This is a genomic window from Stenotrophomonas sp. YJH_SMC_4, assembly GCF_059371575.1.
Genome location: NZ_JCAFUR010000005.1, coordinates 76693 through 101327, shown reverse-complemented (window position 1 = coordinate 101327; position 24635 = coordinate 76693). Strand labels below are relative to the sequence as shown.

Annotated in this window: 25 protein-coding genes and 1 tRNA gene; 7 read left to right on the top strand and 19 right to left on the bottom strand. The window is 66.3% G+C overall.

The features are described 5' to 3' along the window. Positions 1-83 precede the first annotated feature (83 nt). Entirely contained in the window at positions 84-725 is a 642-nt protein-coding gene (locus AC5P9F_RS10235; RefSeq protein ID WP_005410425.1) for a LysE family translocator, read from the bottom strand. Between the two features lie 156 nt (positions 726-881). Between AC5P9F_RS10235 and AC5P9F_RS10230 the strand changes: the two genes are divergently transcribed. Continuing rightward, positions 882-1574, top strand: coding sequence for an aspartate/glutamate racemase family protein (locus AC5P9F_RS10230; RefSeq protein WP_308678881.1), 693 nt, complete (start codon positions 882-884; stop codon positions 1572-1574). 24 nt (positions 1575-1598) lie between these two features. Here the strand turns inward: AC5P9F_RS10230 and AC5P9F_RS10225 are convergent, their stop codons facing one another. Beyond that, positions 1599-1994: a hypothetical protein gene (locus tag AC5P9F_RS10225; RefSeq protein WP_099497996.1), complete on the bottom strand. Its 396-nt coding sequence runs from the start codon at positions 1992-1994 to the stop codon at positions 1599-1601. Positions 1995-2237: 243 nt separating this feature from the next. Between AC5P9F_RS10225 and AC5P9F_RS10220 the strand changes: the two genes are divergently transcribed. From AC5P9F_RS10220 to AC5P9F_RS10210, 3 genes are read left to right on the top strand one after another with little or no spacing between them, the layout of a single operon-like run. After that, entirely contained in the window at positions 2238-2747 is a 510-nt protein-coding gene (locus tag AC5P9F_RS10220) for a DUF3011 domain-containing protein (RefSeq protein WP_005410428.1), read from the top strand. Continuing rightward, the gene (locus AC5P9F_RS10215) at positions 2744-3187 is read left to right on the top strand and encodes a DUF6713 family protein (RefSeq protein ID WP_241899284.1); all 444 of its coding nucleotides are present in this window, start codon (positions 2744-2746) and stop codon (positions 3185-3187) included. The genes AC5P9F_RS10220 and AC5P9F_RS10215 overlap by 4 nt, the downstream gene beginning before the upstream one ends. Next, complete coding sequence (locus tag AC5P9F_RS10210; protein WP_005414059.1) at positions 3184-3624, top strand: GNAT family N-acetyltransferase; 441 nt, start codon at positions 3184-3186, stop codon at positions 3622-3624. The genes AC5P9F_RS10215 and AC5P9F_RS10210 overlap by 4 nt, the downstream gene beginning before the upstream one ends. Positions 3625-3688: 64 nt before the next feature. Here AC5P9F_RS10210 and AC5P9F_RS10205 read toward each other — a convergent pair. The 9 genes from AC5P9F_RS10205 to thrS all read right to left on the bottom strand — a co-directional run bounded on the left by AC5P9F_RS10205 (position 3689) and on the right by thrS (position 11514). Further along, a tRNA-Pro gene (locus AC5P9F_RS10205) sits at positions 3689-3765 on the bottom strand. Between the two features lie 68 nt (positions 3766-3833). Further along, positions 3834-4190 carry a MerR family transcriptional regulator gene (locus tag AC5P9F_RS10200; protein ID WP_005410431.1) on the bottom strand — a complete coding sequence of 119 codons (357 nt, stop codon included), beginning with the start codon at positions 4188-4190 and terminating at the stop codon, positions 3834-3836. Continuing rightward, entirely contained in the window at positions 4171-4470 is a 300-nt protein-coding gene (locus AC5P9F_RS10195) for an integration host factor subunit alpha (protein WP_005410432.1), read from the bottom strand. The genes AC5P9F_RS10200 and AC5P9F_RS10195 overlap by 20 nt, the downstream gene beginning before the upstream one ends. 27 nt (positions 4471-4497) lie before the next feature. After that, on the bottom strand, positions 4498-6879 hold the full coding sequence (gene pheT, locus AC5P9F_RS10190) for a phenylalanine--tRNA ligase subunit beta (RefSeq protein ID WP_099497999.1): 2382 nt from the start codon (positions 6877-6879) through the stop codon (positions 4498-4500). Positions 6880-6999: 120 nt separating this feature from the next. Continuing rightward, complete coding sequence (locus tag AC5P9F_RS10185) at positions 7000-7995, bottom strand: phenylalanine--tRNA ligase subunit alpha (protein WP_005410434.1); 996 nt, start codon at positions 7993-7995, stop codon at positions 7000-7002. A gap of 192 nt (positions 7996-8187) precedes the next feature. Continuing rightward, entirely contained in the window at positions 8188-8547 is a 360-nt protein-coding gene (rplT, locus tag AC5P9F_RS10180) for a 50S ribosomal protein L20 (protein ID WP_005410435.1), read from the bottom strand. Between the two features lie 11 nt (positions 8548-8558). After that, positions 8559-8756, bottom strand: coding sequence for a 50S ribosomal protein L35 (gene rpmI / locus AC5P9F_RS10175; protein WP_005410436.1), 198 nt, complete (start codon positions 8754-8756; stop codon positions 8559-8561). Between the two features lie 265 nt (positions 8757-9021). Then, positions 9022-9564 (bottom strand): translation initiation factor IF-3, encoded by a 543-nt coding sequence (gene infC, locus AC5P9F_RS10170; RefSeq protein ID WP_005410437.1) that lies wholly within the window; start codon positions 9562-9564, stop codon positions 9022-9024. Between the two features lie 48 nt (positions 9565-9612). After that, positions 9613-11514, bottom strand: a complete 1902-nt coding sequence (thrS, locus tag AC5P9F_RS10165; protein ID WP_005410438.1) for a threonine--tRNA ligase — start codon at positions 11512-11514, stop codon at positions 9613-9615. Positions 11515-11943: 429 nt separating this feature from the next. Between thrS and AC5P9F_RS10160 the strand changes: the two genes are divergently transcribed. From AC5P9F_RS10160 to AC5P9F_RS10150, 3 genes are read left to right on the top strand one after another with little or no spacing between them, the layout of a single operon-like run. Continuing rightward, positions 11944-12234 carry a hypothetical protein gene (locus tag AC5P9F_RS10160; RefSeq protein ID WP_495231938.1) on the top strand — a complete coding sequence of 97 codons (291 nt, stop codon included), beginning with the start codon at positions 11944-11946 and terminating at the stop codon, positions 12232-12234. After that, positions 12234-12497, top strand: a complete 264-nt coding sequence (locus AC5P9F_RS10155) for a hypothetical protein (protein WP_033835141.1) — start codon at positions 12234-12236, stop codon at positions 12495-12497. The genes AC5P9F_RS10160 and AC5P9F_RS10155 overlap by 1 nt, the downstream gene beginning before the upstream one ends. Positions 12498-12507: 10 nt before the next feature. Further along, positions 12508-14067: a PepSY-associated TM helix domain-containing protein gene (locus AC5P9F_RS10150; RefSeq protein WP_043035728.1), complete on the top strand. Its 1560-nt coding sequence runs from the start codon at positions 12508-12510 to the stop codon at positions 14065-14067. Positions 14068-14196: 129 nt separating this feature from the next. Here the strand turns inward: AC5P9F_RS10150 and AC5P9F_RS10145 are convergent, their stop codons facing one another. The 8 genes from AC5P9F_RS10145 to nusA all read right to left on the bottom strand — a co-directional run bounded on the left by AC5P9F_RS10145 (position 14197) and on the right by nusA (position 24632). Beyond that, positions 14197-14589 (bottom strand): VOC family protein, encoded by a 393-nt coding sequence (locus AC5P9F_RS10145; RefSeq protein WP_076739784.1) that lies wholly within the window; start codon positions 14587-14589, stop codon positions 14197-14199. Positions 14590-14679: 90 nt separating this feature from the next. Beyond that, a complete protein-coding gene (locus AC5P9F_RS10140) occupies positions 14680-15870 on the bottom strand; it encodes a glycoside hydrolase family 18 protein (protein WP_060380654.1) in 1191 nt (396 codons plus the stop codon). A 287-nt stretch (positions 15871-16157) separates the two neighbouring features. Beyond that, positions 16158-18266 (bottom strand): polyribonucleotide nucleotidyltransferase, encoded by a 2109-nt coding sequence (gene pnp / locus AC5P9F_RS10135; protein WP_076739785.1) that lies wholly within the window; start codon positions 18264-18266, stop codon positions 16158-16160. Positions 18267-18417: 151 nt separating this feature from the next. After that, positions 18418-18678 carry a 30S ribosomal protein S15 gene (gene rpsO, locus AC5P9F_RS10130; RefSeq protein WP_005410445.1) on the bottom strand — a complete coding sequence of 87 codons (261 nt, stop codon included), beginning with the start codon at positions 18676-18678 and terminating at the stop codon, positions 18418-18420. Positions 18679-18850: 172 nt separating this feature from the next. After that, complete coding sequence (gene truB, locus AC5P9F_RS10125) at positions 18851-19759, bottom strand: tRNA pseudouridine(55) synthase TruB (protein ID WP_308678889.1); 909 nt, start codon at positions 19757-19759, stop codon at positions 18851-18853. A gap of 107 nt (positions 19760-19866) precedes the next feature. Next, complete coding sequence (gene rbfA / locus AC5P9F_RS10120; protein WP_495231937.1) at positions 19867-20250, bottom strand: 30S ribosome-binding factor RbfA; 384 nt, start codon at positions 20248-20250, stop codon at positions 19867-19869. A gap of 132 nt (positions 20251-20382) precedes the next feature. Next, on the bottom strand, positions 20383-23028 hold the full coding sequence (infB, locus tag AC5P9F_RS10115; protein ID WP_062606468.1) for a translation initiation factor IF-2: 2646 nt from the start codon (positions 23026-23028) through the stop codon (positions 20383-20385). 92 nt (positions 23029-23120) lie between these two features. After that, positions 23121-24632, bottom strand: a complete 1512-nt coding sequence (gene nusA / locus AC5P9F_RS10110; protein ID WP_005410449.1) for a transcription termination factor NusA — start codon at positions 24630-24632, stop codon at positions 23121-23123. Positions 24633-24635: the final 3 nt, after the last annotated feature.

Here is a 24635-nt window from a genome sequence, read left to right as displayed (position 1 = left end):
CCCTGCGGGGACTGCGTACTGGATGATCAGGCTAGGCCGTGGCCGATGCGGCAATCGTGAACAGGCCGCGTGCGCGGCGTGAATCAGCGCGGACGGAAGCGCAGCAGCGCGACGGCAAACGCCAGGAACACGCTGCCCACCAGGCGCTCGAACCAGCGTCGCGCAAACGGCTTGGCCAACCAGCGGCGAAGGCCATGGCCACCGGCCGCATACATCACGTACCAGAACAGTTCGCACGCGGCGAAGGTGGCCACCAGCACGCTGTACTGCAGCGCCTGGCCGCGTGATGGGTCGACGAACTGCGGCAGGAACGCCGCCGCGAACAGCAGCAGCTTGGGATTGCTCAGGCCCACCAGAAGGCCACCACGGAACACCTTCCACGCGCCCAGCGAGGCCGCAACCGGCGGCGTAGCATCGACCGTCACCGGCGGTGCCGGCCGGCAACTGTCACGCCATGCCTTCAGGCCCAGCCAGGCCAGATAGGCCACGCCCAGATAGCGCAGCACCTCGAACAGCATCGGCGAGGAATGCAGCAGCGCACTCAGGCCTGCTGCGGAGGCCGCCAGCACCAGCAGCATCGCCAGCAGGCAGCCGGCCATCGCCGGCACACTGCCACGGAACCCCAGCCCGACGCTGCGACCGAGGATATGCAGCATGTTCGGCCCCGGCGTACCACACAGAACGAACACCGTGGCGAGGAACCACCACCAGGTATGCAGGGCCATAGCGCACATCCACTTCAGAAGATCCAACCAGCATAGAGTGCGCCGGGCCTGCCGCGGCACACACAGCGCAGCATGGATGTGGTGGTTACAGATCGCCGCCATCGGCAACCGGGCACCATCTGTGCTGCAATGAGGGCTCCTGGCACGGAGCGGCGCATGAAGACCCTTGGCCTGATCGGTGGCATGAGCTGGGAAAGCTCGGCCCAGTACTACCGGCTCATCAACGAGGAGGTACGGCGGCGGCTCGGCGGTGCGCACTCGGCACAGCTGCTGCTGTGGTCGGTGGATTTCGCCGGCATCAAGCAGCTGCAGCACAAAGGCGACTGGGACACCCTGGGTGACCACATGGTCGATGGCGCGCGGCGCCTGCAGGCGGGCGGCGCTGACCTGCTGCTGATCTGCACCAATACCATGCACAAGCTGACCGATCGCATCGAGGCGGCCTGCACGCTGCCGCTGCTGCATATCGCCGACCCCACCGCCCAGGCCATCGTGCAGGCAGGCGCACGCAAGGTGGGCCTGCTCGGCACCGCCTTCACCATGGAACAGGACTTCTACCGCGGCCGGCTGCAGGATCGCTTCGGACTGGAGGTGCTGGTACCCGAAGCCGATGATCGTCGCAGCGTGCACGACATCATCTACCAGGAGTTGATCGCTGGTGTGGTCAGCGAGCACTCACGGCAGGTCTATGCCGGCGTGATCGCGCGACTGGTGGCGCGCGGTGCCGAAGCAATCATTCTTGGCTGCACCGAGATCATGCTGCTGGTACGCCCGGAGGACAGTGCAGTGCCGCTGTTCGATACCACCGCCCTGCATGCGCGGGCCGCCGTGGACACGGCCCTGGCTTGAATCAATGCGCGCCGGAGCGCGGAATCAGTCCGCGCCCTGCACTTCCAGCGCGGTGATCAGCCACTCGACCACCGCCTGTGAATCGCACAGGAAGAAGATGGCGTCACCGGAGCGTGCGTCGGTAAGCAGCCGATAGACCGTGATCGCCACCGCCGACTGGTTGGCGATGAACACTTCCGGGCTGCGCGGCCCTTCACTATGCCCGGCAACGGCATGCAATGCCTTGCGCGCAGCCACAGTGGCAGCCGGGTCCGCGCTGCGGGTCAGTTCCGGCCCGCGCAGCCCCCAGGCAACGAACACATGCTTGCCCTTGAACGTAGTGTCCAGGACCCGCACCTCGGCGCCACCTGCGTCGGCCGAGCGATGAATGACGGTACTGCTGATCAACGCAACCCCCTGTGGTCGTCGTGGTCCGCGCATCCTCCCCCGCAGGCCGCCCGCACACCAGTGACGGCAGCCACAGGCTGCGCCGACAGGCGTGGAAGACATGTAAGAAGGTGTAAACCGATGCGATCGGATGTGCAGCGATGATACGGGATGTAAGCCTCTGCATGGGCTGGTGCGCACTACTAAATCCCTCCTGAGCCGCTTCCGGAACGATGCGTTCCGACGGCCCCGTGCTGGGTCATTCTTGCCGCCCGAATCCCCGCCCGAGGCTCCCCCATGACCCTTCGCCCGCTGCTGCCGATCACCGGCGCCGCCCTTGCCCTGCTGCTGGCCGCCACCGCCGTGGCCGCCCAGGACTACGACACTGATCACATTCCAGCGCTGCGCTGCGAATCCCAGTTCAACAAGACCGAGCAATGCCCCATCGAGGGACCGATGCGCCTGGCCAGGCAGCTGTCGGTGACCCGTTGCGTGGAAGACCAGAACTGGGGCCAGAGCCGGCGCATGCTGTGGGTGACCGACGGCTGCCGCGCCGAGTTCGTTGCCGACGAACACGGCCGCTGGCCGGGACGTGGCCGCAGCCGTGATCGCGACAACGAGGGCGAACGCCTGGTCTGCGAGTCCTACGAGAACAAGGACAAGGAGTGCCGGATTCGCGTGCGCCATGAGGTACGGCTGGTCAGGCAGAAATCGGTGACAGCCTGCATCGAGGACCGCAACTGGGGCTGGGACCGCCGTGGGGTGTGGGTCAGCGACGGCTGCCGTGCCGAGTTCCGGGTGTATTGACTGCCGGCCGCGCGCTGGCTGCATCGAGCAGGCGTGCGTGCCAGGCGGAGTCGATAGACTATGGCCTGCACGGCAGGGAGCACGACATGGAACGATGGTATCTGGCGACGCTGCTGGCGTTGATCCTGCATCAGATCGACGCTGCGTTCTGGCAGGAATGGGCCATGTTCCATGTCCCCGGTGGCATCCAGGGCTTCCTGCTGTTCAACCTGTTCGCAGTCGGCGCCGTGCTTTGGGGTTATCGCCAGATCGTGCTGGGCACATCCACGGCGCGCAGCTATGCACTGGCGTGCGGGGGGCTCGGCATTGGCACGGCACTGATCCATCTGACCTTTGCCCTGTTCGGTCGCAGTGAATTCCACCTGCCGCTGTCGATTGCGGTCCTGCTCGCCTGCTTTGTGTCGGGTGGCGGCCTGTTGCTGAAGCTGCGCCCGCGATGAACCGGACGTCCTCTTCTCCGCACCTGCGCGACGGCATTCCGCAGGACGCAGATGCCTTGATCGCGCTCGACAGCGTGGCAGCCACTGATCCACGGCGGATCATGCAGATTGCCGACTGGCTGGCGCACGGCGTCGTGCAGGTCGCCGAGCAGGACGGCAAGATCGTCGGCTACCTGGTCATCCATCACCACTTCTTTGGCGAAGCCTTCATTGAAATGTTGATGGTGGCGCGCGAACAGCGCAGCCAGGGCATCGGCGCCATCCTGCTGCGGCACGCGATCACGTGGCGCGGTGGCGGCAAGCTGTTCACCTCGACCAATGCCTCCAACACGGGCATGCAACGCCTGCTCGCTGCCGCCGGCTTCGTGGGCAGCGGCATCGTGCATGGCCTGGATGAAGGCGATCCGGAACTCATCTACCGCTTCGCGGAAGACTGATCAGATCTGCAGAACGCACAAAAAAGCCCGCGCATTGCTGCGCAGGCTCCTTGATTCATCACAGTGGTCGGGACGGCCGGATTCGAACCGACGACCCTCTGCCCCCCAGGCAGATGCGCTACCAGGCTGCGCTACGCCCCGACTGATGCTGCGATGTGCCCGCCAGTGCGGCGGGCCGTGAAGTATAGCGGATTACGATGGAAATGGGATCAGCGGCGCAACAACTGCAGCACTTCTTCCAGCTCCATGCGCACCTGCTTGATGATCTGGTTGCTCAGCGCCGATTCCTCGCGGGCATCGGGGCCATCCAGGCGCAGGCGGGCACCACCGATGGTGTAGCCCTGTTCGTACAGCAGGCTGCGGATCTGCCGCACCATCAGCACGTCATGGCGCTGGTAGTAGCGGCGGTTGCCTCGGCGCTTGGCCGGCTCAAGGCTGGGAAACTCGGTTTCCCAGTAGCGCAGGACGTGCGGCTTGACGTCGCACAGCTCGCTGACCTCACCAATGGTGAAGTAGCGCTTGGCCGGGATCGGCGGTAGTTCGCGGTTACTGCCCGGATCCAGCATAAGCCTCCACCCTCTCCTTGAGCTTCTGGCCCGGACGGAAGGTGACCACCGTACGGGCGGAAATCGGAATTTCCTCGCCGGTCTTGGGGTTGCGACCCGGGCGCTGGTTCTTGCGCCGCAGATCGAAATTACCGAAGCCCGACAGCTTCACCTGACGTCCCTGTTCCAATGCTTCACGCAGCACATCGAAAAACGCGTCGACGAATTCCTTGGCTTCACGCTTGTTCAGACCGACTTCGTCGAACAGCTTTTCCGCCATCTCCGCCTTGGTCAATGCCATTGCCTACTACCCCCGAGTGCTGCCCGCTCAGCCGCGGATCCGGGCGTGGTGTTCACGCTCGATGGCAGTGACCGCCTCGGCCACCACCGCATCCACGTCGCGGTCCGTCAGAGTGCGCGACTTGTCCTGCAAAATCAAGCCCATAGCGAGACTCTTGAAGCCCGGCTCGACGCCCTGGCCAACATAGCGGTCGAACAGGTTCAGGTCGCGCAGCAGCGGGCCGGCGGCCTGGCGGACGGTCGCCGCCAGGTCGGCCCAGGCCACCTGCTCAGGCACCAGGAACGCCAGGTCGCGGCGCACCGCCGGGAAGCGCGACAGCTCGCCGGCACGCGGCAGGCGACGGGCGGTCAGCGGCTCCAGGTCCAGCTCGAAGGCGTACACGTCGGCCTCGATCTCCATCGCCCGCGCCAGGCGCGGATGGATCTGGCCGATCCAGCCGATGGCCACGCCATCGCGGAACACCTCGGCCGAACGCGCCGGGTGGCCGTAGGCGCGGGCCGACGGACGGAACTCCAGCTGCGCGCCACTGGCAGCCGCCAGCGATTCCAGGTCGCCCTTCAGGTCATGGAAATCGACCTTGCGGGTCGGCAGGCCCCACTGCACCGCCTGCGCCTCACCGCAGACCGCAGCGGCCACGCGCGGGGTTTCCAGCGGCGCCGGTTGGCCGTCTCCGCCCTGCTGGGCAAACACACGGCCGATCTCGAACAGGCGCACGCGGCCCAGCTGGCGCGCGGCATTGCGGCCAAGCGTGGCGACCAGGCCCGGCAGCAGCGACGGACGCATCACCGCCAGTTCCGCCGACAGCGGGTTGGCCAGCGGCACCAGACCGTCGCGCAGCTGCCACTGGGTCAGCAGCGCGTCGTCGACGAAGGCGAAGTTGACGGTTTCCTGCTGGTCACGGGCGATCAGCTGGCGGCGCACGCTCAGCGCGTCCAGCTGGGTCTCGCTCGGCATCGCCACGCGTGAGGCACCGCCCGGCAGCGTGGTCGGGATCTGCTCGTAACCGTGGATGCGGGCCAGCTCTTCGATCAGGTCTTCTTCGATGGCGATGTCGAAGCGGCGGCTCGGCGCCGTGACCTGCCAGCCCTCGGCGGTAGCAACCACGTCCATGCCCAGCGCGCGCAGGATGCGCTCGACTTCGGCATCGTCGATGCTGATGCCGAGCACGCGGGTGATGCGGGCGCGGCGCAGCACGATGGTCGCCGGCTGCGGCAGATCGGCTTCACGCACGGCCTCGGTGACCGGTGCCGGGGTACCGCCGGCCAGGTCCAGCACCAGGCGGGTGGCGTACTCGATCGCGGTGCGCGGCAGCGCCGGATCGACGCCGCGCTCGAAGCGATGGCCGGCATCGGTGTGCAGGCCCAGCTTGCGGCCACGGCCCATGATCGCGGCCGGCGCGAAGTGCGCGGCTTCCAGGAACACGGCGGTGGTCGCGTCGGTGACGCGGGTGTCGAAGCCGCCCATCAGGCCGGCCAGGCCGACCGCACGGTCAGCATCGGTGACCACCAGGAAGCTGTCGTCCAGCGCAGCATCGCGGCCGTCCAGCAGCTTCAGCGTCTCGCCCGCGCGCGAACGGCGCACGGCGATGCTGCCCTGCAGGGTGCCCAGGTCGTAGGCGTGCATCGGCTGGCCCAGCTCCAGCATCACGTACTGGGTGATGTCGACCAGCAGCGAGACCGGACGCACGCCGCTGCGGCGCAGGCGCTCGGCCATCCACAGCGGGGTCCTGGCGGCAGCATTGACGCCTTCGATGACACGGCCCAGGTAACGCGGCGCTTCGGCGCCGGCGTCGAGCTGGATCGACAGTTCGCGGTTGCCAACCGGCACGATGGCATCGGCGGCGAAATCCAGCACTTCACTGCGGGTGGCGGCGGCGACGTCGTAGGCGATGCCGCGCAGGCTGAAGCAGTCGGCGCGGTTCGGGGTCAGCTTGATCTCGATGCTGGCGTCCGGCAGGCCCAGGTACTCGACCAGGGTCTGGCCGATCGGGGCATCGTCCGGCAGTTCCAGCAGGCCGGACGCATCGCTGTCCAGGCCCAGCTCCTTGGCCGAGCACAGCATGCCGTTGGACTCGACGCCACGCAGCTTGGCCGGTTTGATCTTCAGCTCGCCGATCTGCGCACCAACCATCGCCAGCGGCGCGACCAGGCCCGGGCGTGCGTTCGGTGCGCCACACACGATCTGCAGCAGTTCGCCCTGCCCGGCATCGACCCTGCACACCTGCAGGCGGTCGGCTTCCGGATGGCGCACGGCTTCAACGATGCGTGCCACGACCACGTGATCGAGGCCTTCGCCAAGCGCGGTTACTTCTTCCACTTCCAGGCCGATGGCGGTCAGCACCGCGCTCAGCTCATCGCGCGAGGCGGAGGTCGGGACGTGGCTGCGCAGCCAGTTTTCGGAGAATTTCATGGTGTCACCCTGGTGGGAGGCGTGCCTCCCGTTGCGGTTTTTGGGGTCGCCCAGCGCATGCGCAAGCAGGCGTCCATCCAGAAAGCAGCCGAGCGTGGCTCGGCTCTACACGGTTGCGGCTTACGCGAACTGCTTCAGGAACCGCACATCGTTCTCGAAGAACGCGCGCAGGTCGTTGACGCCGTAGCGCAGCATCGCAAAGCGCTCCACGCCCATGCCGAAGGCGAAGCCGGTGTAGCGCTCCGGATCGATGCCGACATTGCGCAGCACGTTCGGATGGACCATGCCGCAGCCGAGCACTTCCAGCCAGCGGGTGCTGCCATCGGGCTGCTGCCAGGCGATGTCCACTTCCGCGCCCGGTTCAACGAACGGGAAGTAGCTGGGGCGGAAGCGCATCTCGAAGTCGCGCTCGAAGAACGCGCGCACGAACTCGGCCAGCGTGCCCTTCAGGTCGGCGAAGGTCGAATGCTCGTCGACCAGCAGGCCTTCCACCTGGTGGAACATCGGCGAGTGGGTCTGGTCGCTGTCGCTGCGGTACACCTTGCCGGCGGCGATCATGCGCAGCGGCGGCGCGTGGTCGCCCATGTAGCGCACCTGCACACCGGAGGTATGCGTACGCAGCAGGCGGCCGTCGCCGAAGTAGAAGGTGTCATGCATGGCGCGCGCCGGGTGGTGCGGCGGGAAGTTCAGCGCCTCGAAGTTGTGCCAGTCGTCCTCGATCTCCGGCCCTTCCGACAGCTCGTAGCCCAGCCGGCCGAAGATGCCGGTGATGCGCTCCAGGGTGCGGGTGATCGGGTGCAGGCCGGCACGGTCGCCATTCCGGCCCGGCAGGGTGATGTCGATGGCTTCGGCGGCCAGGCGCGCATCCAGTGCCGCGTCTTCCAGCAGCGCCTTGCGCTCGCCCAGCGCGCGGGTCAGCACGTCGCGGGCCTGGTTGATCGCTTCACCGGCGGCCTTGCGCTCGTCGGCCGGCAGGGCACCGAGCTGCTTGAGCTGCGAGGTGATGCTGCCGCTCTTGCCAAGCAGGGCCACGCGCAGCTGCTCCAGCACGTCGGGGCTCTGTGCGGCGGCCACATCGGCCAGCGCCTGGGTGGTGAGGGATTGGATGTCGCTCATGGGGGGCTGGAACTCCAGTCGATCTGCCATCGCGATGCGCGAAGGGCCGACCCCTGTCGCCACCGCCGTCCCCGCGCTGCCGTCGTGGCCTCGCCGGGACCCAAAAAAGAATGGGGAAGGACTTGCGCCCTTCCCCATGCATTGCCTTGACCTGACACCGTCCGAGTGAACGGTTACGGCATCGGGAAGGACTTATGCCGCCAGCGCGCCCTTGGCCTTTTCGGCCAGCGCAGCAAAACCGGCTGCGTCGTGCACGGCGATGTCAGCCAGGACCTTGCGATCCAGGGTGATGCCGGCCTTCAGCAGACCGTTCATGAAGCGGCTGTAGCTCAGGCCGTTGATGCGGGCAGCCGCATTGATACGGGTGATCCACAGCGAACGGAAGTTGCGCTTCTTCTGCTTACGGCCGATGTAGGCGTACTGCTGTGCCTTGATGACCGCCTGCTTGGCGACGCGGAAGACCTTGCGGCGGGCGTTGTAATAGCCCTTGGCGAGATCCAGGATTTTCTTGTGGCGGCGACGCGCCTGTACGCCACGCTTAACTCGTGCCATTTTTCAGTTCCTCAGAGGTAAGGGAGCATGCGGTCCAGACGGCCTGCGTCTTCTGCACGGACATGGCCCGTCTGACGCAGATTACGCTTACGCTTGGTCGCTTTCTTCGTGAGGATGTGGCTACGGTTGGCGTGGCCGCACTTGTACTTGCCCGAGGCGGTCTTGCGGAAACGCTTGGCCGCTGCCCGGTTGGTCTTGATCTTGGGCATTGCAATGTCCTTGATGGGATATGACCCTGGTTTCTGACTGATCTGGCGGCGGCCTGGGCCGCTCTTTCCGTCCTGCCATGATCGGCGTACGACCCGTCCTGGGTGGGTCGAGCCGGGCATGATACAGGCAAAACCGCCCTGCCACCAGCCCCTGCAACCCTTTACCGGCGATTCACCGGCGTCCTGCAAAAGCAAAGGGACGCCAGCGGCGTCCCCTCACCCTGAACCCTTCAGCCAGGCGCCCCGGAAGGCGGCCCGTCAGGCCTCAGGTCTTCTTCTTCGGCGCGATCATCATGACCATCTGACGCCCTTCCAGGCGCGGACGGGATTCAATGACGATGTCCTCGCCCAGATCGGTCTCGATCCGGTTGGCCATTTCGCGGCCCAGTTCCTGGTGGCTCATTTCACGGCCACGGAAACGGATGTTGACCTTGATCTTGTCACCATCTTCGAGGAACCCGCGCATCTTGCGCAGCTTGATCTGGTAGTCGCCCTCGTCCGTGACCGGACGGAACTTCACTTCCTTGATCTCGACCTGCTTGGTCTTCTTCTTGGCCTCGCTGGCCTTCTTCTGCGCTTCGAACTTGAACTTGCCGAAGTCCATGATCTTGCAGACCGGCGGATCGGCCTGCGGCTGGATCTCGACCAGGTCCAGGCCTTCATCTTCGGCCATGGACAGCGCTTCGTCGCGCGACAACACGCCGATCATTTCTCCGTCACTGCCGATCACGCGGACGCGCGGCACACGGATTTCCTGATTCTTGCGGTTCTGTTTGTTGTCAGGGGTGCTGATATTACGTTCTCCCAAGGGTATCGAACCGGTCCGGGTGCCTGTGCGCCCGGACCGGACCTTTGCTTACGCGCCCTCGGCGTGGAGCCGCTCGATGAAGGCCTGCAGGCTCATGCTGCCCAGGTCTTCGCCAGAACGCGTACGCACCGCCACAGCCCCATTTTCCTTCTCGCGGTCACCGATGACCAGCAGGTAGGGCACGCGCTGCAACGTATGCTCGCGGATTTTATAGCCGATCTTCTCGTTACGCAAATCCGAGCTGACGCGGAAGCCTTGCTCCGCAAGGGTTTTGGTCACGCCCGAGACGTAGTCGGCCTGGGCGTCGGTGATGTTGGCCACCACCACCTGGGTCGGCGCCAGCCAGGCCGGGAACTGGCCGGCATGGTGCTCGATCAGGATGCCCAGGAAGCGCTCCATCGAGCCGACGATGGCGCGGTGCAGCATGACCGGGTGCTTCTTCTGGCTGTTCTCGTCCACGTACTCGGCGCCCAGGCGGCCCGGCATCATGAAGTCCACCTGCATGGTGCCCAGCTGCCAGGTACGGCCGATGGCATCCTTCAGGTGGTACTCGATCTTCGGGCCGTAGAAGGCGCCCTCGCCCGGCAGCTCCTGCCATTCCACGCCACAGGCGGTCAGCGCCGAGCGCAGCGCGCCTTCGGCCTTGTCCCAGGTGGCGTCGTCACCCAGGCGCGATTCCGGGCGCAGCGCGATCTTGATCTGGATCTCGTCGAAACCGAAGTGCTGGTAGACCGCCAGCGCCTGCTGGTGGAAGGCCGTCACTTCCGACTCGATCTGGTTTTCCGTGCAGAACACGTGGCCGTCGTCCTGGGTGAAGCCACGCACGCGCAGGATGCCGTGCAGCGCGCCGGACGGCTCGTTGCGATGGCACGAACCGAACTCACCATAGCGGATCGGCAGGTCGCGGTAGCTGTGCAGGCCCTGGTTGAACACCTGGATGTGGCCCGGGCAGTTCATCGGCTTGACCGCGTACGTGCGCTTCTCCGATTCGGTGAAGAACATGTTGTCCTGGTAGTTGTCCCAGTGACCGGACTTCTTCCACAGGCTCACGTCCAGGATCTGCGGGCAGCGCACTTCGCCATAGCCGCTGTTGCGGTAGACCTTGCGCATGTACTGCTCGACCACCTGCCACAGCGCCCAGCCCTTCGGGTGCCAGAACACCAGGCCCGGTGCTTCTTCCTGCAGGTGGAACAGGTCCTGCTGCTTGCCGATGCGGCGGTGGTCACGCATTTCAGCTTCTTCGATGCGCTTGATGTACGCCTCGAGCTGCTTCTTGTCGGCCCAGGCGGTGCCGTAGATGCGCTGCAGCTGCTCGTTCTGCGCGTCGCCGCGCCAGTAGGCGCCGGAGATGCGGGTCAGCTTGAAGGCCTTCAGGAAGCGCGTGTTCGGCACGTGCGGGCCACGGCACATGTCCACGTATTCCTGGTGGTAGTACATGCCCATCGCCTGGATGTCGTCGGACATGTCCTCGATCAGGCGCAGCTTGTAGTCCTCGCCACGGGCCTTGAAGATCTCGATCACTTCGGCGCGCGGGGTCATCTTCTTGATGACGTCGTAGTCCTGGGCGATCAGCTCGCCCATGCGCTTCTCGATCGCGGCCATGTCGTCCGGGGTGAACGGGCGCTCGGAGTAGATGTCGTAATAGAAGCCTTCGGCGATCACCGGGCCGATCACCATCTTCACGTCCGGGTAGAGCTGCTTGACGGCGTGGCCGACCAGGTGGGCGCAGGAGTGGCGGATGATCTCCACGCCCTCCTCGTCCTTGGCGGTGATGATGCGCAGGCTGGCATCGTGGTCGATGACGTCGCTGGCATCGACCAGCACGCCATCCACGGCACCGGCGATGGTGGCCTTGGCCAGGCCGGCGCCGATCGACTGGGCGACCTCCATGACGCTGACGGGGTTTTCAAATTCGCGGCGGCTGCCGTCGGGAAGAGTAATGTTGATCATCGCAGTGGCTTCGTGCGGGGCCCGCTGGGCGGGCTGGAAAGCGTTCCCGGGGCGGCGCCCGGGCAATAAAAAAGCGCCGCGAGGGCGCCTGGAACACAGGGCCTTCGGGGGCAGGTCAACAGTGGGCGGTGGTAGTGCTCATGTCGCACGCTCGGCCGGCGCTGGGCGCGGGCCACCTTGTTCCAGTCAGGGTTCTACGATGATCTTAAACCAGCGCACCGGAAAGCCCAAGGACTACCGTACGGTCGGCTGAATGTGCCTCGCTGGCGGCGTGAAATTGCAATGATTACCATGTCGGCGCAGGCCGCTCCGTGCCAGCCTGCCCGCTTTCCCCCAGGACCCCGTGATGCGCCACCCGCTCCGACCGGCTTCCGCCGGCCCCGCCCGTGCCCCGCGTTCGCCGGCCCGCTGCCGCGCCGGCCGCCCGCAATGATCGGCCTTTCCACGCTCGGCTTCTGCAGCCTGGGCATGCTGGCAGCGATGTTCTCGGCGCTGGCCTTCTATGCCGCTTCGCCGCATTGCCGCTGGCCGCGCCTGCGCCGCGCCGGCCGCCTGGGCCGCCAGATCGGCCTGGTCGCCGCTGCCGCCGCGCTGTGGCTGTGGATGGCCGAGCTCGGCTTTGCCGCCGGCCTGGTGGCGATGTTGTGCACCTGGATGCTGGCCGCGATGCTGTTGCCGGCGCTGGCCGCCTGGCACCGTCCCGGCACGGAGTCGCCCTGATGTGGCCGCGCGCCTTCGCTGGCGTCGTGGCCGGCTTCTTCCTGGCCGCAGCCGCGACCGGCCTGCTGGCATGGGTACCGCCCGGCCCCTGGCAGCGGGCGCTGGTGCCGACCCTGATCGCTTTCATCCCGCTGTGGATGCTGGCCGCCCTGTGGGCGTTCAGTTTCCGCAGCGCGCTGCGCGCTTGGCTGGTGCTGGGTGGCAGCGCCGCTGCCGGCTTCGCCATGCTCGGGCTGCTGCGCCTGACCGGCGCGGTGCAATGAGACCTCTCCCATGAAGTTCAGTTCGCAGACCCTGCGCACGTTCACCACCCTGCATACCTGGGTCGGCCTGGTGGCCGGCTTCGGCCTGTTCGTGGCCTTCTACGCAGGTGCGCTGACCCTGTTCCATCACGACCTGCCACTGTGGCAGACCCCGGGAGCCGCCACCGCACTGCCCGCCGGGCTGGACGATGCGCAGTACCTGCTGGAAGACGTGCTGGCTGCGCATCCGGAGGCACGCCGCCACGTCGGCATGACCTTCCCCGGCGCCGAACACCCGCAGCCGCTTGCGTACTGGCAGGCCGATGACGGCAGCTGGCGCTATGCCTGGCCCGGCCAGATCGCCGGCAGCCCCACACCACCGCAGACCGGACTGGCCGAACTGGTCAACGAGCTCCATTACAGCCTCGGCCTGCCCGTGGCCGGGATCTACGTGATGGGCATTGTCAGCCTGCTGTACAGCATGGCACTGCTCAGCGGCCTGGTGATCCATCTGCCGAAGCTGCTCGGCGACCTGTTCGCGCTGCGTCCGGGCCGCAACCTGAAGCAGCTGTGGCAGGACGCGCACAACGTGATCGGCGTGCTCAGCCTGCCTTTCCACCTGATGTTCGCGGTGACCGGTGCCCTGCTCTGCCTGGTGTTCGTGCAGATGGCCCTGCTCAACCCGTTGATCTACGACGGCAAGGCGCTGCAGGCGGTGCCGACGGCGATGGACACCGCGCCCGTGCGCGATGCCAGTGGCATTCCGGCACCGCCGGGCAGCCTGCGCGTGCTGCATGCGCGCGCGCTTGAAGTCGCCCGCGCACAGGGCGTGGCCAACTTCGAGCCGGCCTACCTGAAGCTGGCCAATGCCGGCGATGCCAATGCCACCATCGAGATCACCGGCGAATCCACCGGTACGCTCGGCCCGCTTGGCGCGGTGGCGCTGGACGTGGCCACCGGCGACGTTCTGGCCTCGCAGCTGCCGGGCCAGCGCGACGCCAACCACGCCACGCTCAGCGCCGCCTACGCGCTGCACTTCGGCGAATTCGGCAACGGCGTGGTGGTCTGGCTGTACTTCCTGCTCGGCCTTGGCGGTGCGTTCCTGTTCTATTCGGGCAACCTGCTGTGGATCGAGTCGCGGCGCAAGCGTCGCCAGCCGCAGCAGCCGCGCGCCGGGGTGAACATGGCGCGGGCGACGGTCGGCGTGTGCATCGGCCTGTGCGTGGCGATCTCGGTCGCGTTCGTCACCGCGCTGGTGCTGGAGCGGCTGGCGCCGACGGCGGTCGATCGCGGCATCCGCTGGGCCTGCTTCGGCAGTTGGGCGGCCTGTGCGCTGTGGGCCGCGCTGCGACGCCCGGCGCAGGCCGCACGCGAGTTGCTGTGGGCGGCGGCGATCAGTACCGCGCTGGTACCGGTGCTGCACGGCGCACTCAATGGTGACTGGCTCTGGCGCGCCGCCGCGCGTGGCCACTGGCCGCTGTTCTGGGTCGACGCCATCGCGCTGGCCATGGCCTTCGGCTTTGCCCGCCTGGCAGTGGCCAGCCAGCGCCGCGCCCGCAACGGCGATCCCAACAGCGTCTGGGCCAACTGAACCTTCGCCGGGCATGCCCCGGCGCTACCTACCGTTGCGCGCAACGCCCCCTGTAGCGTCGAGCTTGCTCGACAGCTGTTGATTTCGCGCCAAGCACCGTCGAGCAAGCTCGACGCTACCCAAGCAGGATCATGCCTCGCCGGGGTAACGACTCACTTCGATCAGGTTGCCATCCGGGTCGCGGAAATACACCGATTCGATCGGCCCCAGCGCGCCGGTGCGCGCAACCGGCCCCTCCTCCACTGCAACGGACTGCGCCTGCAGGTGGGACAGCACATCGACTGTCGCCATGCGCGTGACCAGGCACAGGTCGGCACTGCCCGGCGTGGGCCGCAGCGCATGCGGCTTCAGCGGAGCACTGGCCGCATGCAGATTGATCTTCTGCTGGCCGAACTGCAGCGCGGTACGACCCGCGCCGAAGCGCACGACCTGCATGCCGAGCACGCGCTGGTAGAAATCACAGCTGCGGTCGATGTCGGCGACGGTGAGGACCAGGTGGTCCAGGCGTTCAAGATGGATCATGCCCGCAGCGTAACGCTGCGGGCGTGGCGATGCTGTGCGGGGTTGGGCCAATGGCGTTGCGGCATTGCGCCGGGCATCGCCTGATGCAGCTCAATCGCCGATGCGCGCCTTCTGCCAGGGGCCCAGCATGGCGTTGAGCAGGCTGGCCTGTTCGTCGTCGCCGGTCAGCTCCCACATGAACACCCCGGCCAGGCCCTGCTCGCGGGCGAACTGCGCACGCAGGCCGATCGAGCGCGGGTCTTCATAGCTGATGAAGATCTTCTGCCAGGCGTTGTACAGCCACGGGCTCTGCGCCTGCGGCTGCCAGTGTTTCGTCCAACCCGGCTGATCGAGATAGCGCGCCTTGATCACCCGCCAGTCGCCGGCATCGGCCGGCGCACTGTAGGACTGGTACAGCCCATCCGCGGCATCGCCGGTGACCTTGAAGCCGCGCCCGTAGAACGGTACGCCCAGCACCAGTTTATCGGCCGGCACGCCGTGCTCGCGGTAGTACTGCACCGCGCCGGCCACGTTGTTCCAGCGCCGCAGCTCCGGGGCCAGCGGATCGGCCGGCACTTCATGCAGCGGCGCATTGAAGGTCGACACCGCCGAGAAACCGGTGCCCATGTCGTAGCTCATCAGGTTGATGAAATCGAACACCTTGGCCAACGCCGGCAGGTCGTAGCTCGCTGCTGGATCGTAGGGGCCATCGGTCTGCAGGCGACCGGCGGCCAGCGCGGCGGTCAGCAGCATCGGCTGTCGCTCCTTGCGCCCGTGCGCGTCGAGTGCCACGCGGAACGCCTGCGCGAGCCGGGTCAGGTTGGCGCGATCCTGCGGGCGGTGCGCCAGCTCCTTCGGTCCGCCACTGACCGGGAACTCCCAGTCGATGTCCACGCCATCGAAGCTGCCGGCATGACGGTCGAAAAACAGCGCCATGCACGAGTCGACCAGGCGCTTGCGGCTGGCCTCGGTCAGCGCTGCATCGGAGAATCCACCTGCGCCCCATCCGCCAATTGAGATCAGCGTGCGCAGATGCGGGTGCGCCTTCTTCAGCTCGGCCAGCGCAGCAAAATTCTTCGGCGCTTCGGCGCCGACCGTGCAGCGGCCGTCCTCGATGGTGGAGAACGCGTAGAACAGGTGGGTGAGGCGCTCGGCCGGAATGCTCGACACCGGGTAGCGCGCGGCCGAACCGCCGGGGTAGTAGGCACCGAAGATCGGCGGCTGTGCGGGCGCGGCATGCGAGGCAATGGGCAGGGCGCCGGCAATCAGCACGGCAAGGACGGCCACAGTCTGGCGGAACATGGGATCTCCCGGTTCGAAGGCGCCGCCACGTTAGCAAACGGATGGGGCTGCGGGATGGTTGTCGCGGCATGTCGTCCAGTGGACAGGTGCGATCCGCGCAACCGCGACAGAACGATGGCCGCGTAGCGCCTCTCATGCACTGCAGCAGGACATGCAACGACCTGGATGCGCGGTTCTTCATAACAGCGAGGCAAAGAAAAAGCGGGCCGAAGCCCGCTTTTTCAATTCAGCGATTCCAGAAGCGTGTCAACCAAGGTTGACACCTACCGTAATCGACCGGAGGTCGATTACTCGGCGCTGGCGGCGTCGCCTTCTTCCACGGCCTTCATCGACAGGCGGATACGGCCCTGCTTGTCGACTTCCAGCACCTTGACCTTGACCACATCGCCTTCCTTCAGCACGTCGCCGACCTTCTCGACGCGATCGCTGGAGATCTGCGACACGTGGACCAGACCGTCCTTGCCCGGCAGGATGGTGACGAACGCACCGAAGTCCATGATCTTGGCGACCTTGCCTTCATAGATGCGGCCCGGTTCGACGTCCGAGGTGATCTGCTCGATGCGGGCCTTGGCGGCCTGCGCAGCGATGGCGTTGACCGAAGCGATGACGATGGTGCCGTCGTCCTGGATGTCGATCTGGGTGCCGGTTTCCTTGGTGATGGCCTGGATGGTCGAACCACCCTTGCCGATCACTTCGCGGATCTTGTCCGGGTGGATCTTGATGGTCAGCAGGCGCGGCGCGTAGTCCGACAGCTCTTCACGCGGAGCGGTCAGGCCGTGGGCCATTTCGCCCAGGATGTGCAGACGGCCAGCCTTGGCCTGCTGCAGGGCCTGCTTCATGATCTCTTCGGTGATGCCTTCGATCTTGATGTCCATCTGCAGGGCGGAAATGCCCTCAGCGGTACCGGCGACCTTGAAGTCCATGTCGCCCAGGTGATCTTCGTCACCCAGGATGTCGGACAGGACGACGAAGCGCTCGCCTTCCTTGACCAGGCCCATGGCGATACCGGCCACCGGAGCCTTCACCGGCACGCCGGCGTCCATCAGGGCCAGCGACGAGCCGCAGACCGAGGCCATCGACGAGGAACCGTTCGACTCGGTGATTTCCGAGACGACACGGATGGTGTACGGGAAGGCTTCCAGCGACGGCATGACAGCCAGCACGCCGCGCTTGGCCAGGCGACCGTGGCCGATTTCGCGGCGCTTCGGGCCCATCATGCGGCCGCACTCACCCACCGAGAACGGGGGGAAGTTGTAGTGGAACAGGAAGTTTTCCTTGTACTCACCGGCAACGGCGTCGATGACCTGGCCGTCACGGGCGGTGCCCAGGGTGATGGTCACAATGGCCTGGGTTTCGCCACGGGTGAACAGCGAGGAACCGTGGGTACGCGGCAGCACGCCGGTCTTCACGGCGATCGGGCGGACGGTGTCCAGCGCACGGCCGTCGATACGGACCTTGGTGTCCAGCACCGAGTCACGCATGGTGCGGTATTCCAGCTCGCCGAATTCCTTCGACAGCTCGGCCGGGTTCCAGCCTTCGGCAGCCATGCGGCCAGCCAGGGTTTCGAACACGTCCTTCTTGATTGCCGAGATGGCGTCGCGGCGCTGCAGCTTGTCACGCACCTGGAAGGCTTCGCCCAGACGCGGGCCGATGGCTTCCTTCAGGGCGGAGATCAGCGCGTCGTTCTTGGCCGGGGCTTCCCAGGTCGACGGCTTGGTGCCGGCTTCGACGGTCAGCTCGTTGATCGCGTTGATGACCTTCTGCATTTCGCGGTGACCGAAGGTCACGGCGCCCAGCATCACTTCTTCGGACAGCAGCGCGGCTTCGGATTCAACCATCAGCACGGCGTTGGAGGTACCGGCGACGACCAGTTCCAGCTGCGAGTCAGCCAGTTCGCTGACGGTCGGGTTCAGGATGTACTCGCCGTTCTTGTAACCGACCTTGGCAGCGCCGATCGGACCCATGAACGGGGTGCCGGCCAGGGCCAGGGCAGCGGAGGCACCGATCAGGGCCGGGATGTCGCCGTCCACGTCCGGGTTCAACGACATGACCGTGGCGATGATCTGCACTTCGTTCTTGTAGTCTTCCGGGAACAGCGGACGGATCGGACGGTCGATCAGACGCGAGATCAGGGTTTCCTTCTCGGTCGCACGGCCTTCACGCTTGAAGAAACCACCCGGGATACGGCCGCCGGCGTAGAACTTTTCCTGATAATCGACGGTCAGCGGGAAGAAGTCCTGGCCTTCGCGCGCGCTCTTGGCGGCGACGGCGGTGACCAGCAGTACGGTGTCGTCCATCTTGACGATGACGGCGCCGCTGGCCTGACGGGCGACTTCGCCGGTCTCAAGCGTGACGGTGTGCTTGCCGTACTGGAAGGTTTTGGTGATTTTTGCCACGGAGGGTGTCCTTGGGGATGCTGTCTGCGAATTTGGACCGTCGGCGACCCTTGCCGCCAGCGGGTGGCCGGATCGTTCCGGCCTGAATCGGGGATTGCGGTACTACAAAACAAAACCGCGGCGCATCGCTGCGCCGCGGGGGATTCGTTGCTTAGCGACGCAGGCCAAGCTTCTCGATCAGGGCCTTGTAGCGCTCGACGTCCTTCTTCTTCAGGTAGTCGAGCAGGCTGCGACGGCGGTTGACCATCTGCAGCAGGCCGCGGCGGCTGTGGTGGTCCTTCTTGTGGGTCTTGAAGTGGCCGGTCAGCAGTTCGATGCGGGCGGTCAGCAGCGCAACCTGGACTTCCGGGGAGCCGGTGTCAGCCGAGCTGCGCTTGTTGTCTTCAATGACCTTCTGGGTGTCGATCGACATTTCTTTTTCTCTGTGATGCGTGGCCGGCAGGAACGCGCTTCGCGCACCGCCAGGCTCGCCGTGGACTACGAGGATGAAACCTGCGCCAGGCAGGCTGCCGGAAAACGGCCGCGAAATTGTAACGGTCGGGGGCTTCCGGGACAAGGACCGGGGCTGAACCGCCCGGGCCCGGTCAGAGGTTGAAACGACGCTGCGGGGCCAGCAGGCCGCTTTCGTCGACCTGGCCCAGGCCCTGGACAGCGTCGTCCGGACCAAACACCGCCACCAGGCCACGCGGCCAGGACAGATCGCGCTGGCGCTGGCCGACGCAGAAGCGGTGGGCCTGGTCGGCATCCAGGTCGACCCGCGGGTACTCGGCCAGGCCGGCCGCCAGCGGCAGCAGCAGCGCGTCCATGCCCGCCTCGTCACCCACCTCGACCATCGCCCGCAACTGGTCCAGGGTGACCATCACCGGCTCACGGAACGGCTCGACCCAGAGCCGACGCAGTGCGCTGATGTGGGCACCACAGCCCAGCGCCTCGCCCAGGTCGCGGGCCAGGCTGCGGATGTAGGTGCCGGAGCCGCAGGTCACGCGCAGCCGCAACCGTTCCGGCTGCTGCTCCAGCACCTCGATGGCGTGTACCTGCACCTCGCGTTCGGGCGCTTCGATGACATCGCCGCGGCGGGCCTTCACATACAGCGGCTCACCGCCCTGCTTCAGCGCCGAATAGATCGGGGCACGCTGGCGGATGTTGCCGGTCAGCGCCGCCAGTGCGGCCTGCAGCGCTTCGGCACTGATGGCCGGCACCGGGCGCTGCAGCAGCACCTGGCCTTCGGCATCGTCGGTATCGGTGGTCTGGCCCAGCACGATCTCGGCGTCGTAGGCCTTGGCCGAGCCGAGCAGCAGGCCGGCGATCTTGGTTGCCTCGCCGAAGCACAGCGGCAGCAGGCCGGTGGCCAGCGGGTCAAGGCTGCCGGTGTGCCCCCCTTTCTCTGCGCGGAACAGGCGGCGGGCTACCTGCAGGGCGGCGTTGGAACTCATGCCGGTCGACTTGTCGAGCAGCAGGATGCCATCCAGGCGGCGGAACTGAATTCGGGTCATGGCAGAATTTTGTAGAGTCGAGCCATGCTCGACTGCCGCAGCGCGGTCTGCATCAGACATCGCGCAGCCGGAATGCAACAACGCCGGGCATGCCCGGCGCCACGCGGTTATTCTTCGTCGCTCTCGCGACGCTTCTCCGCGGCCAGCGTATCGGGCAGGTCGCGCAGGATGTTGTCGATGTGCTCACCACGGTCGACCGAGTCGTCGTAGTGGAAATGCAGCTCCGGCACGTAGCGCAGCTTCATCGCGCGTGCCAGGTCCATGCGCAGGCGGTAGCCCAGCTCCTTCAGGCCGGCCACGGCTTCGGCCGAACGTTCCGGCATCAGCGCGGTGACGAACACCTTGGCATGGGCCATGTCGCGGGTGATTTCCACGTCGGACACGCTCACCGAGGGCAACCCATGCTCGCGCACGGCGTTGTGCACCAGGGTGCCGAGTTCACGGCGCAGCTGGGCGGAGACACGGTCGGTTCGATGGAAAGTCTTGGGCACGAGGAGCTCTTCGTTCAGTTGTCGCCCGACCAACGGTCGGGCGCTACCTTTGATTCGATTGTCGCCCGACCAACCGTCGGGCGCTACAGGTCCATGGTGGGGCCCGACCGTTGGTCGGGCCACCTTGCAGCATTACAGGGTGCGCGGCACTTCGATACGCTCGAAGCACTCGATCTGGTCACCCGGCTTGACGTCGTTGTAGGCCTTCACCGCGATACCGCACTCGGTACCGTTGCGGACTTCCTCGACGTTCTCCTTGAAGCGACGCAGCGATTCCAGCTCGCCCTCGAAGATCACCACGCTGTCGCGCAGCACGCGGATCGGCTTGTTGCGCCTGACCACGCCCTCGATGACCATCGAGCCGGCAACGGCGCCCAGCTTGGAGCTGCGGAACACGTCGCGGACCTCGGCGATACCGATGATCTCTTCGCGGATCTCCACGCCCAGCAGACCGGAGGCCACCTGCTTCACCTGATCGATCACGTCATAGATGATCGAGAAGTAGCGCAGGTCCACGCCGTTGGATTCGATGATGCGACGGGCCGAAGCATCCGCACGCACGTTGAAGCCGATGACGGTGGCCTTCGAAGCGGCCGCCGAGTTGGCGTCCGATTCGGTGATGCCGCCCACGCCGGAGTGGATCACGTTGATGCGGATGTCTTCGTTGGACAGCGCCACCAGCGCCTGGCTGAGGGCCTGCACCGAACCCTGCACGTCGGCCTTGATGACCAGGTTGAGGACCTGCTGGCCCTCGCCCTTGCCCAGGGTCGCCATGATGTCTTCCATGCGGCTGCCGGCGGTGGCGACCAGGCGCGATTCACGGCGCTTGGTCTCACGCTGCTGGGCAACGTCCTTGGCCAGACGCTCGTCCTCAACGACCACGAAGTCGTCACCGGCTTCCGGCACGCCGGACAGACCCAGGACCTGCACCGGGATGGACGGGCCGGCGAACTCCGGCTGCTTGCCGGTTTCGTCGAACAGCGCACGCACGCGGCCGTACTGGATGCCGCACACCAGGTAGTCGCCCTTCTTCAGGCGGCCCTGCTGCACCAGCACGGTAGCGACCGGGCCGCGGCCCTTGTCCAGCGACGATTCGATCACCACGCCCGAGGCACGGCCTTCGTCGACGGCCTTCAGTTCCAGCAGTTCTGCCTGGATCGAGATGGCGTCCAGCAGATCGTCGATGCCCAGGCCGGTCTTGGCCGAGATCTCCACCATCTGGGTGTCACCACCGAAATCTTCGGCCACGACCTGCTCGGACAGCAGTTCGTTCTTGACCCGCATCGGGTCGGCGTCGGACTTGTCGATCTTGTTGATCGCCACGATCAGCGGCACACCCGCCGAACGGGCGTGCTGGATCGCTTCCTTGGTCTGCGGCATGACGCCGTCATCGGCGGCCACGACCAGCACCACGATATCGGTCAGCTTGGCGCCGCGGGCACGCATCGAGGTGAAGGCAGCATGGCCCGGGGTATCCAGGAAGCTGATCACGCCCTTCGGCGTATCCACGTGGTAAGCACCGATGTGCTGGGTGATGCCGCCGGCTTCGCCGGTGGCGACCTTGGTGCGGCGGATGTAATCCAGCAGCGAGGTCTTGCCGTGGTCGACGTGGCCCATGATGGTGACCACCGGCGGACGCTGGGTGGCTTCGCCCTGGTTTTCACCGGTCGAGGCCAGCAGTGCGTCCTCGGCGTCGTTGTCGTTGGCACGGATCGCCTTGTGGCCGAGTTCTTCGGTCACCAGCGCGGCGGTGTCGTGGTCGATGGACTGGGTGATGGTGGCCATCACGCCCATCTTGAACAGCGCCTTGACCACCTCGCCGCCCTTCAGCGCGAGCTTCTGCGCCAGGTCGGCCACGGTGATCGTGTCGCCGATCGCCACTTCACGCACCACCGGCGCAGTCGGACGCTCGAAGGCGTGCGGGCCGGCATTGTTGCCACCGCGCGACATGTCGCGACGGCCACCAGCCTGGTTACGGCCACCCGGCCGACCACGGGTGTTGCTGTTGTTGCTGTTGCCACGACGCGCACGGTCGGCAGCCGACAGGTGCATCTGGCCGGCGAAACGGTCGCCCGGGCCACGCTCGTTGCGCGGCGCGCTGCGGTTGTTGCGGTCGTCGTTGCGCGGCGGCGGCGGCGCACTGCGCGGCGCAGCCGGAGCGCCGGCCGGCGTGCGCGGCGGACGCGGCGCGGTTTCATCGATCGGAGCGCGCTTGGGCTTGGCGGCCGCCAGTGCCTCGGCAGCCTTGGCGGCGGCCGCAGCTTCCTCGGCAGCCTTCTTCTCGGCCTCTGCGCGTTCCTTGGCCGCAATCTCTTCCTCACGGGCACGGACGATGGCTTCGTCGCGCAGACGATCCTTCTCGGCCAGGGCCTGCTGTTCGGCGAGGTTGCGGGCGCGCGACTCTTCCAGCTTGCGCAGGATGTCGGCGCGCTCTTCGTCCGGCGTCATGGCGCGCGCACCATCCTTGACGTAGGTGCGCTTCTGGCGCACCTCGACATTCACGGTCGTCTTGCTGCGACCGGAATTGACCGTCACTTCCTGCTGCTTCCGGCGGTTGAGCGTGATCTTCTTTGCAGACTGATCGCTCTCTTCCGGGGCCTGCTCGGGCTTGCCGTGCGAACGACGAAGGAAGCCCAGGAGCTTCACCTTCTCGGAGCTGGTCACGACCTGGTCGGGACCGCTGAACTTCATGCCGGCACCGGCCAGCTGTTCCAGCAGTTTTTCGACCGGCGTGTTGACCAGTTCGGCAAGCTTGCGGATGGTGGTTTGCTGCGACATTCGGATCCTATGATCTTGTGGGCGCCCCCCCGCATCTGGAGGTGGCGCGGATTCTACGCCCTGAGCGGCTCAGGGCCCTGTTCATTGCCGGCTCATTCGCCGCGTTCCAGTCGGGCGATCTCTTCGGCACGGGCGGCCAGGATCAGCGCAGCGGCGCGCGCCTGATCCAGTCCTTCGATGCCGAAGTCCATGACCTCGTCGGCGGCCAGGTCGGACAGGTCCTCGCTGGTACGCACGCCGTGGCCGGCCAGCGCATATGCGGTGGCTTCGTCCATGCCCTTCAGGGACAGCAGGTCCTGCGCCGGCTGGCCGTCTTCAAGGCCTTCTTCGACTGCCAGGGCCTCATTGAGCAGCGCATCGCGGGCACGAGCGCGCAGCTCTTCGACGATGTCTTCGTCGAAACCTTCCACGGCCAGCAGTTCGCCGACCGGGACATATGCGATTTCCTCGACGGTGCCGAAGCCTTCGCTGACCAGGATGCCGGCGATTTCCTCGTCCACTTCCAGCTTGTCCATGAACAGCTGGCGGGCCGAAGCCTGCTCGGCCTCCGACTTGGCGGTGACCTGGTCCTGGGTCATCACGTTGAGCTGCCAGCCGGTCAGGCGGCTGGCCAGGCGCACGTTCTGGCCGCCCTTGCCGATCGCCTGGGCCAGGCGGTCTTCGGCAACGGCCAGGTCCATCGAGTGCTTGTCTTCATCGACGATGATCGACTGCACTTCGGCCGGCGCCATCGCGTTGATGACGAAGTTGGCCGGGTTGTCGTTCCACAGCACGATGTCCACGCGCTCGCCATTGAGCTCGTTGGACACGGCCTGCACGCGCGAACCGCGCATGCCGATGCAGGCACCGATCGGATCGGTGCGCTGGTCGTGGGCGAGCACGGCGATCTTGGCGCGGTCGCCCGGATCACGGGCGCAGGCCTTGATTTCCACCAGGCCCTGGCCGACTTCCGGCACTTCCAGCTTGAACAGCTCGATCATGAATTCCGGGGCGGCGCGGCTGATGAACAGCTGCGGGCCACGGGGTTCCGAACGGACTTCGGCCAGGTAGCCGCGCACGCGGTCACCAGCGCGCAGCACGTCGCGCGGAATGCCCTTGTCCTTCGGAATGAAGCCTTCGGCGTTGCCACCGAGGTCGACATAGATGTTGCCGCGCTCGGCGCGCTTGACCACACCGGTGATCAGTTCGCCGACGCGATCCTTCCACGCATCCACGACCTGCTGGCGCTCGGCTTCGCGCACGCGCTGGACGATGACCTGCTTGGCGGCCTGGGCGGCGATGCGGCCGAAGTCCGGGTTCTCGATCTGCTCTTCGATGTAGTCGCCGACGTCCACGCCTTCGGCTTCGTCGACGGCGTCCATCAGGCGGATCTGGCGGTCCGGCGATTCCATGACCACGTCGTCGGCCACCACTTCCCAGCGGCGGAAGGTTTCGTAGCTGCCATCCTTGTGGTCGATGACCACGCGGGTCAGCACTTCCTCGTCGGGATAGCGCTTCTTCGCTGCCGAGGCCAGGGCGGCCTCGATGGCATCGAAGATCACTTCACGCGGCACGCCCTTCTCGTTGGCGACCGCGTCGACTACCAGCAACAGTTCCTTGCTCATTGG

What these genes read in the sequence shown, in the direction of transcription:
- AC5P9F_RS10140 (WP_060380654.1), bottom strand. Translation starts at nt 15,870, where the DNA reads ATGTTCCGCCAGACTGTGGCCGTCCTTGCCGTGCTGATTGCCGGCGCC.
- AC5P9F_RS10220 (WP_005410428.1), top strand. Translation starts at nt 2,238, where the DNA reads ATGACCCTTCGCCCGCTGCTGCCGATCACCGGCGCCGCCCTTGCCCTG.
- infB (WP_062606468.1), bottom strand. Translation starts at nt 23,028, where the DNA reads ATGTCGCAGCAAACCACCATCCGCAAGCTTGCCGAACTGGTCAACACG.
- rpsO (WP_005410445.1), bottom strand. Translation starts at nt 18,678, where the DNA reads ATGTCGATCGACACCCAGAAGGTCATTGAAGACAACAAGCGCAGCTCG.
- AC5P9F_RS10150 (WP_043035728.1), top strand. Translation starts at nt 12,508, where the DNA reads ATGAAGTTCAGTTCGCAGACCCTGCGCACGTTCACCACCCTGCATACC.
- AC5P9F_RS10160 (WP_495231938.1), top strand. Translation starts at nt 11,944, where the DNA reads ATGATCGGCCTTTCCACGCTCGGCTTCTGCAGCCTGGGCATGCTGGCA.
- pheT (WP_099497999.1), bottom strand. Translation starts at nt 6,879, where the DNA reads ATGAAATTCTCCGAAAACTGGCTGCGCAGCCACGTCCCGACCTCCGCC.
- AC5P9F_RS10235 (WP_005410425.1), bottom strand. Translation starts at nt 725, where the DNA reads ATGGCCCTGCATACCTGGTGGTGGTTCCTCGCCACGGTGTTCGTTCTG.
- AC5P9F_RS10225 (WP_099497996.1), bottom strand. Translation starts at nt 1,994, where the DNA reads ATGCGCGGACCACGACGACCACAGGGGGTTGCGTTGATCAGCAGTACC.
- nusA (WP_005410449.1), bottom strand. Translation starts at nt 24,632, where the DNA reads ATGAGCAAGGAACTGTTGCTGGTAGTCGACGCGGTCGCCAACGAGAAG.
- rplT (WP_005410435.1), bottom strand. Translation starts at nt 8,547, where the DNA reads ATGGCACGAGTTAAGCGTGGCGTACAGGCGCGTCGCCGCCACAAGAAA.
- AC5P9F_RS10145 (WP_076739784.1), bottom strand. Translation starts at nt 14,589, where the DNA reads ATGATCCATCTTGAACGCCTGGACCACCTGGTCCTCACCGTCGCCGAC.
- AC5P9F_RS10185 (WP_005410434.1), bottom strand. Translation starts at nt 7,995, where the DNA reads ATGAGCGACATCCAATCCCTCACCACCCAGGCGCTGGCCGATGTGGCC.
- thrS (WP_005410438.1), bottom strand. Translation starts at nt 11,514, where the DNA reads ATGATCAACATTACTCTTCCCGACGGCAGCCGCCGCGAATTTGAAAAC.
- AC5P9F_RS10155 (WP_033835141.1), top strand. Translation starts at nt 12,234, where the DNA reads ATGTGGCCGCGCGCCTTCGCTGGCGTCGTGGCCGGCTTCTTCCTGGCC.
- truB (WP_308678889.1), bottom strand. Translation starts at nt 19,759, where the DNA reads ATGACCCGAATTCAGTTCCGCCGCCTGGATGGCATCCTGCTGCTCGAC.
- rpmI (WP_005410436.1), bottom strand. Translation starts at nt 8,756, where the DNA reads ATGCCCAAGATCAAGACCAACCGGGCAGCGGCCAAGCGTTTCCGCAAG.
- AC5P9F_RS10195 (WP_005410432.1), bottom strand. Translation starts at nt 4,470, where the DNA reads ATGGCATTGACCAAGGCGGAGATGGCGGAAAAGCTGTTCGACGAAGTC.
- AC5P9F_RS10210 (WP_005414059.1), top strand. Translation starts at nt 3,184, where the DNA reads ATGAACCGGACGTCCTCTTCTCCGCACCTGCGCGACGGCATTCCGCAG.
- AC5P9F_RS10200 (WP_005410431.1), bottom strand. Translation starts at nt 4,190, where the DNA reads ATGCTGGATCCGGGCAGTAACCGCGAACTACCGCCGATCCCGGCCAAG.
- AC5P9F_RS10230 (WP_308678881.1), top strand. Translation starts at nt 882, where the DNA reads ATGAAGACCCTTGGCCTGATCGGTGGCATGAGCTGGGAAAGCTCGGCC.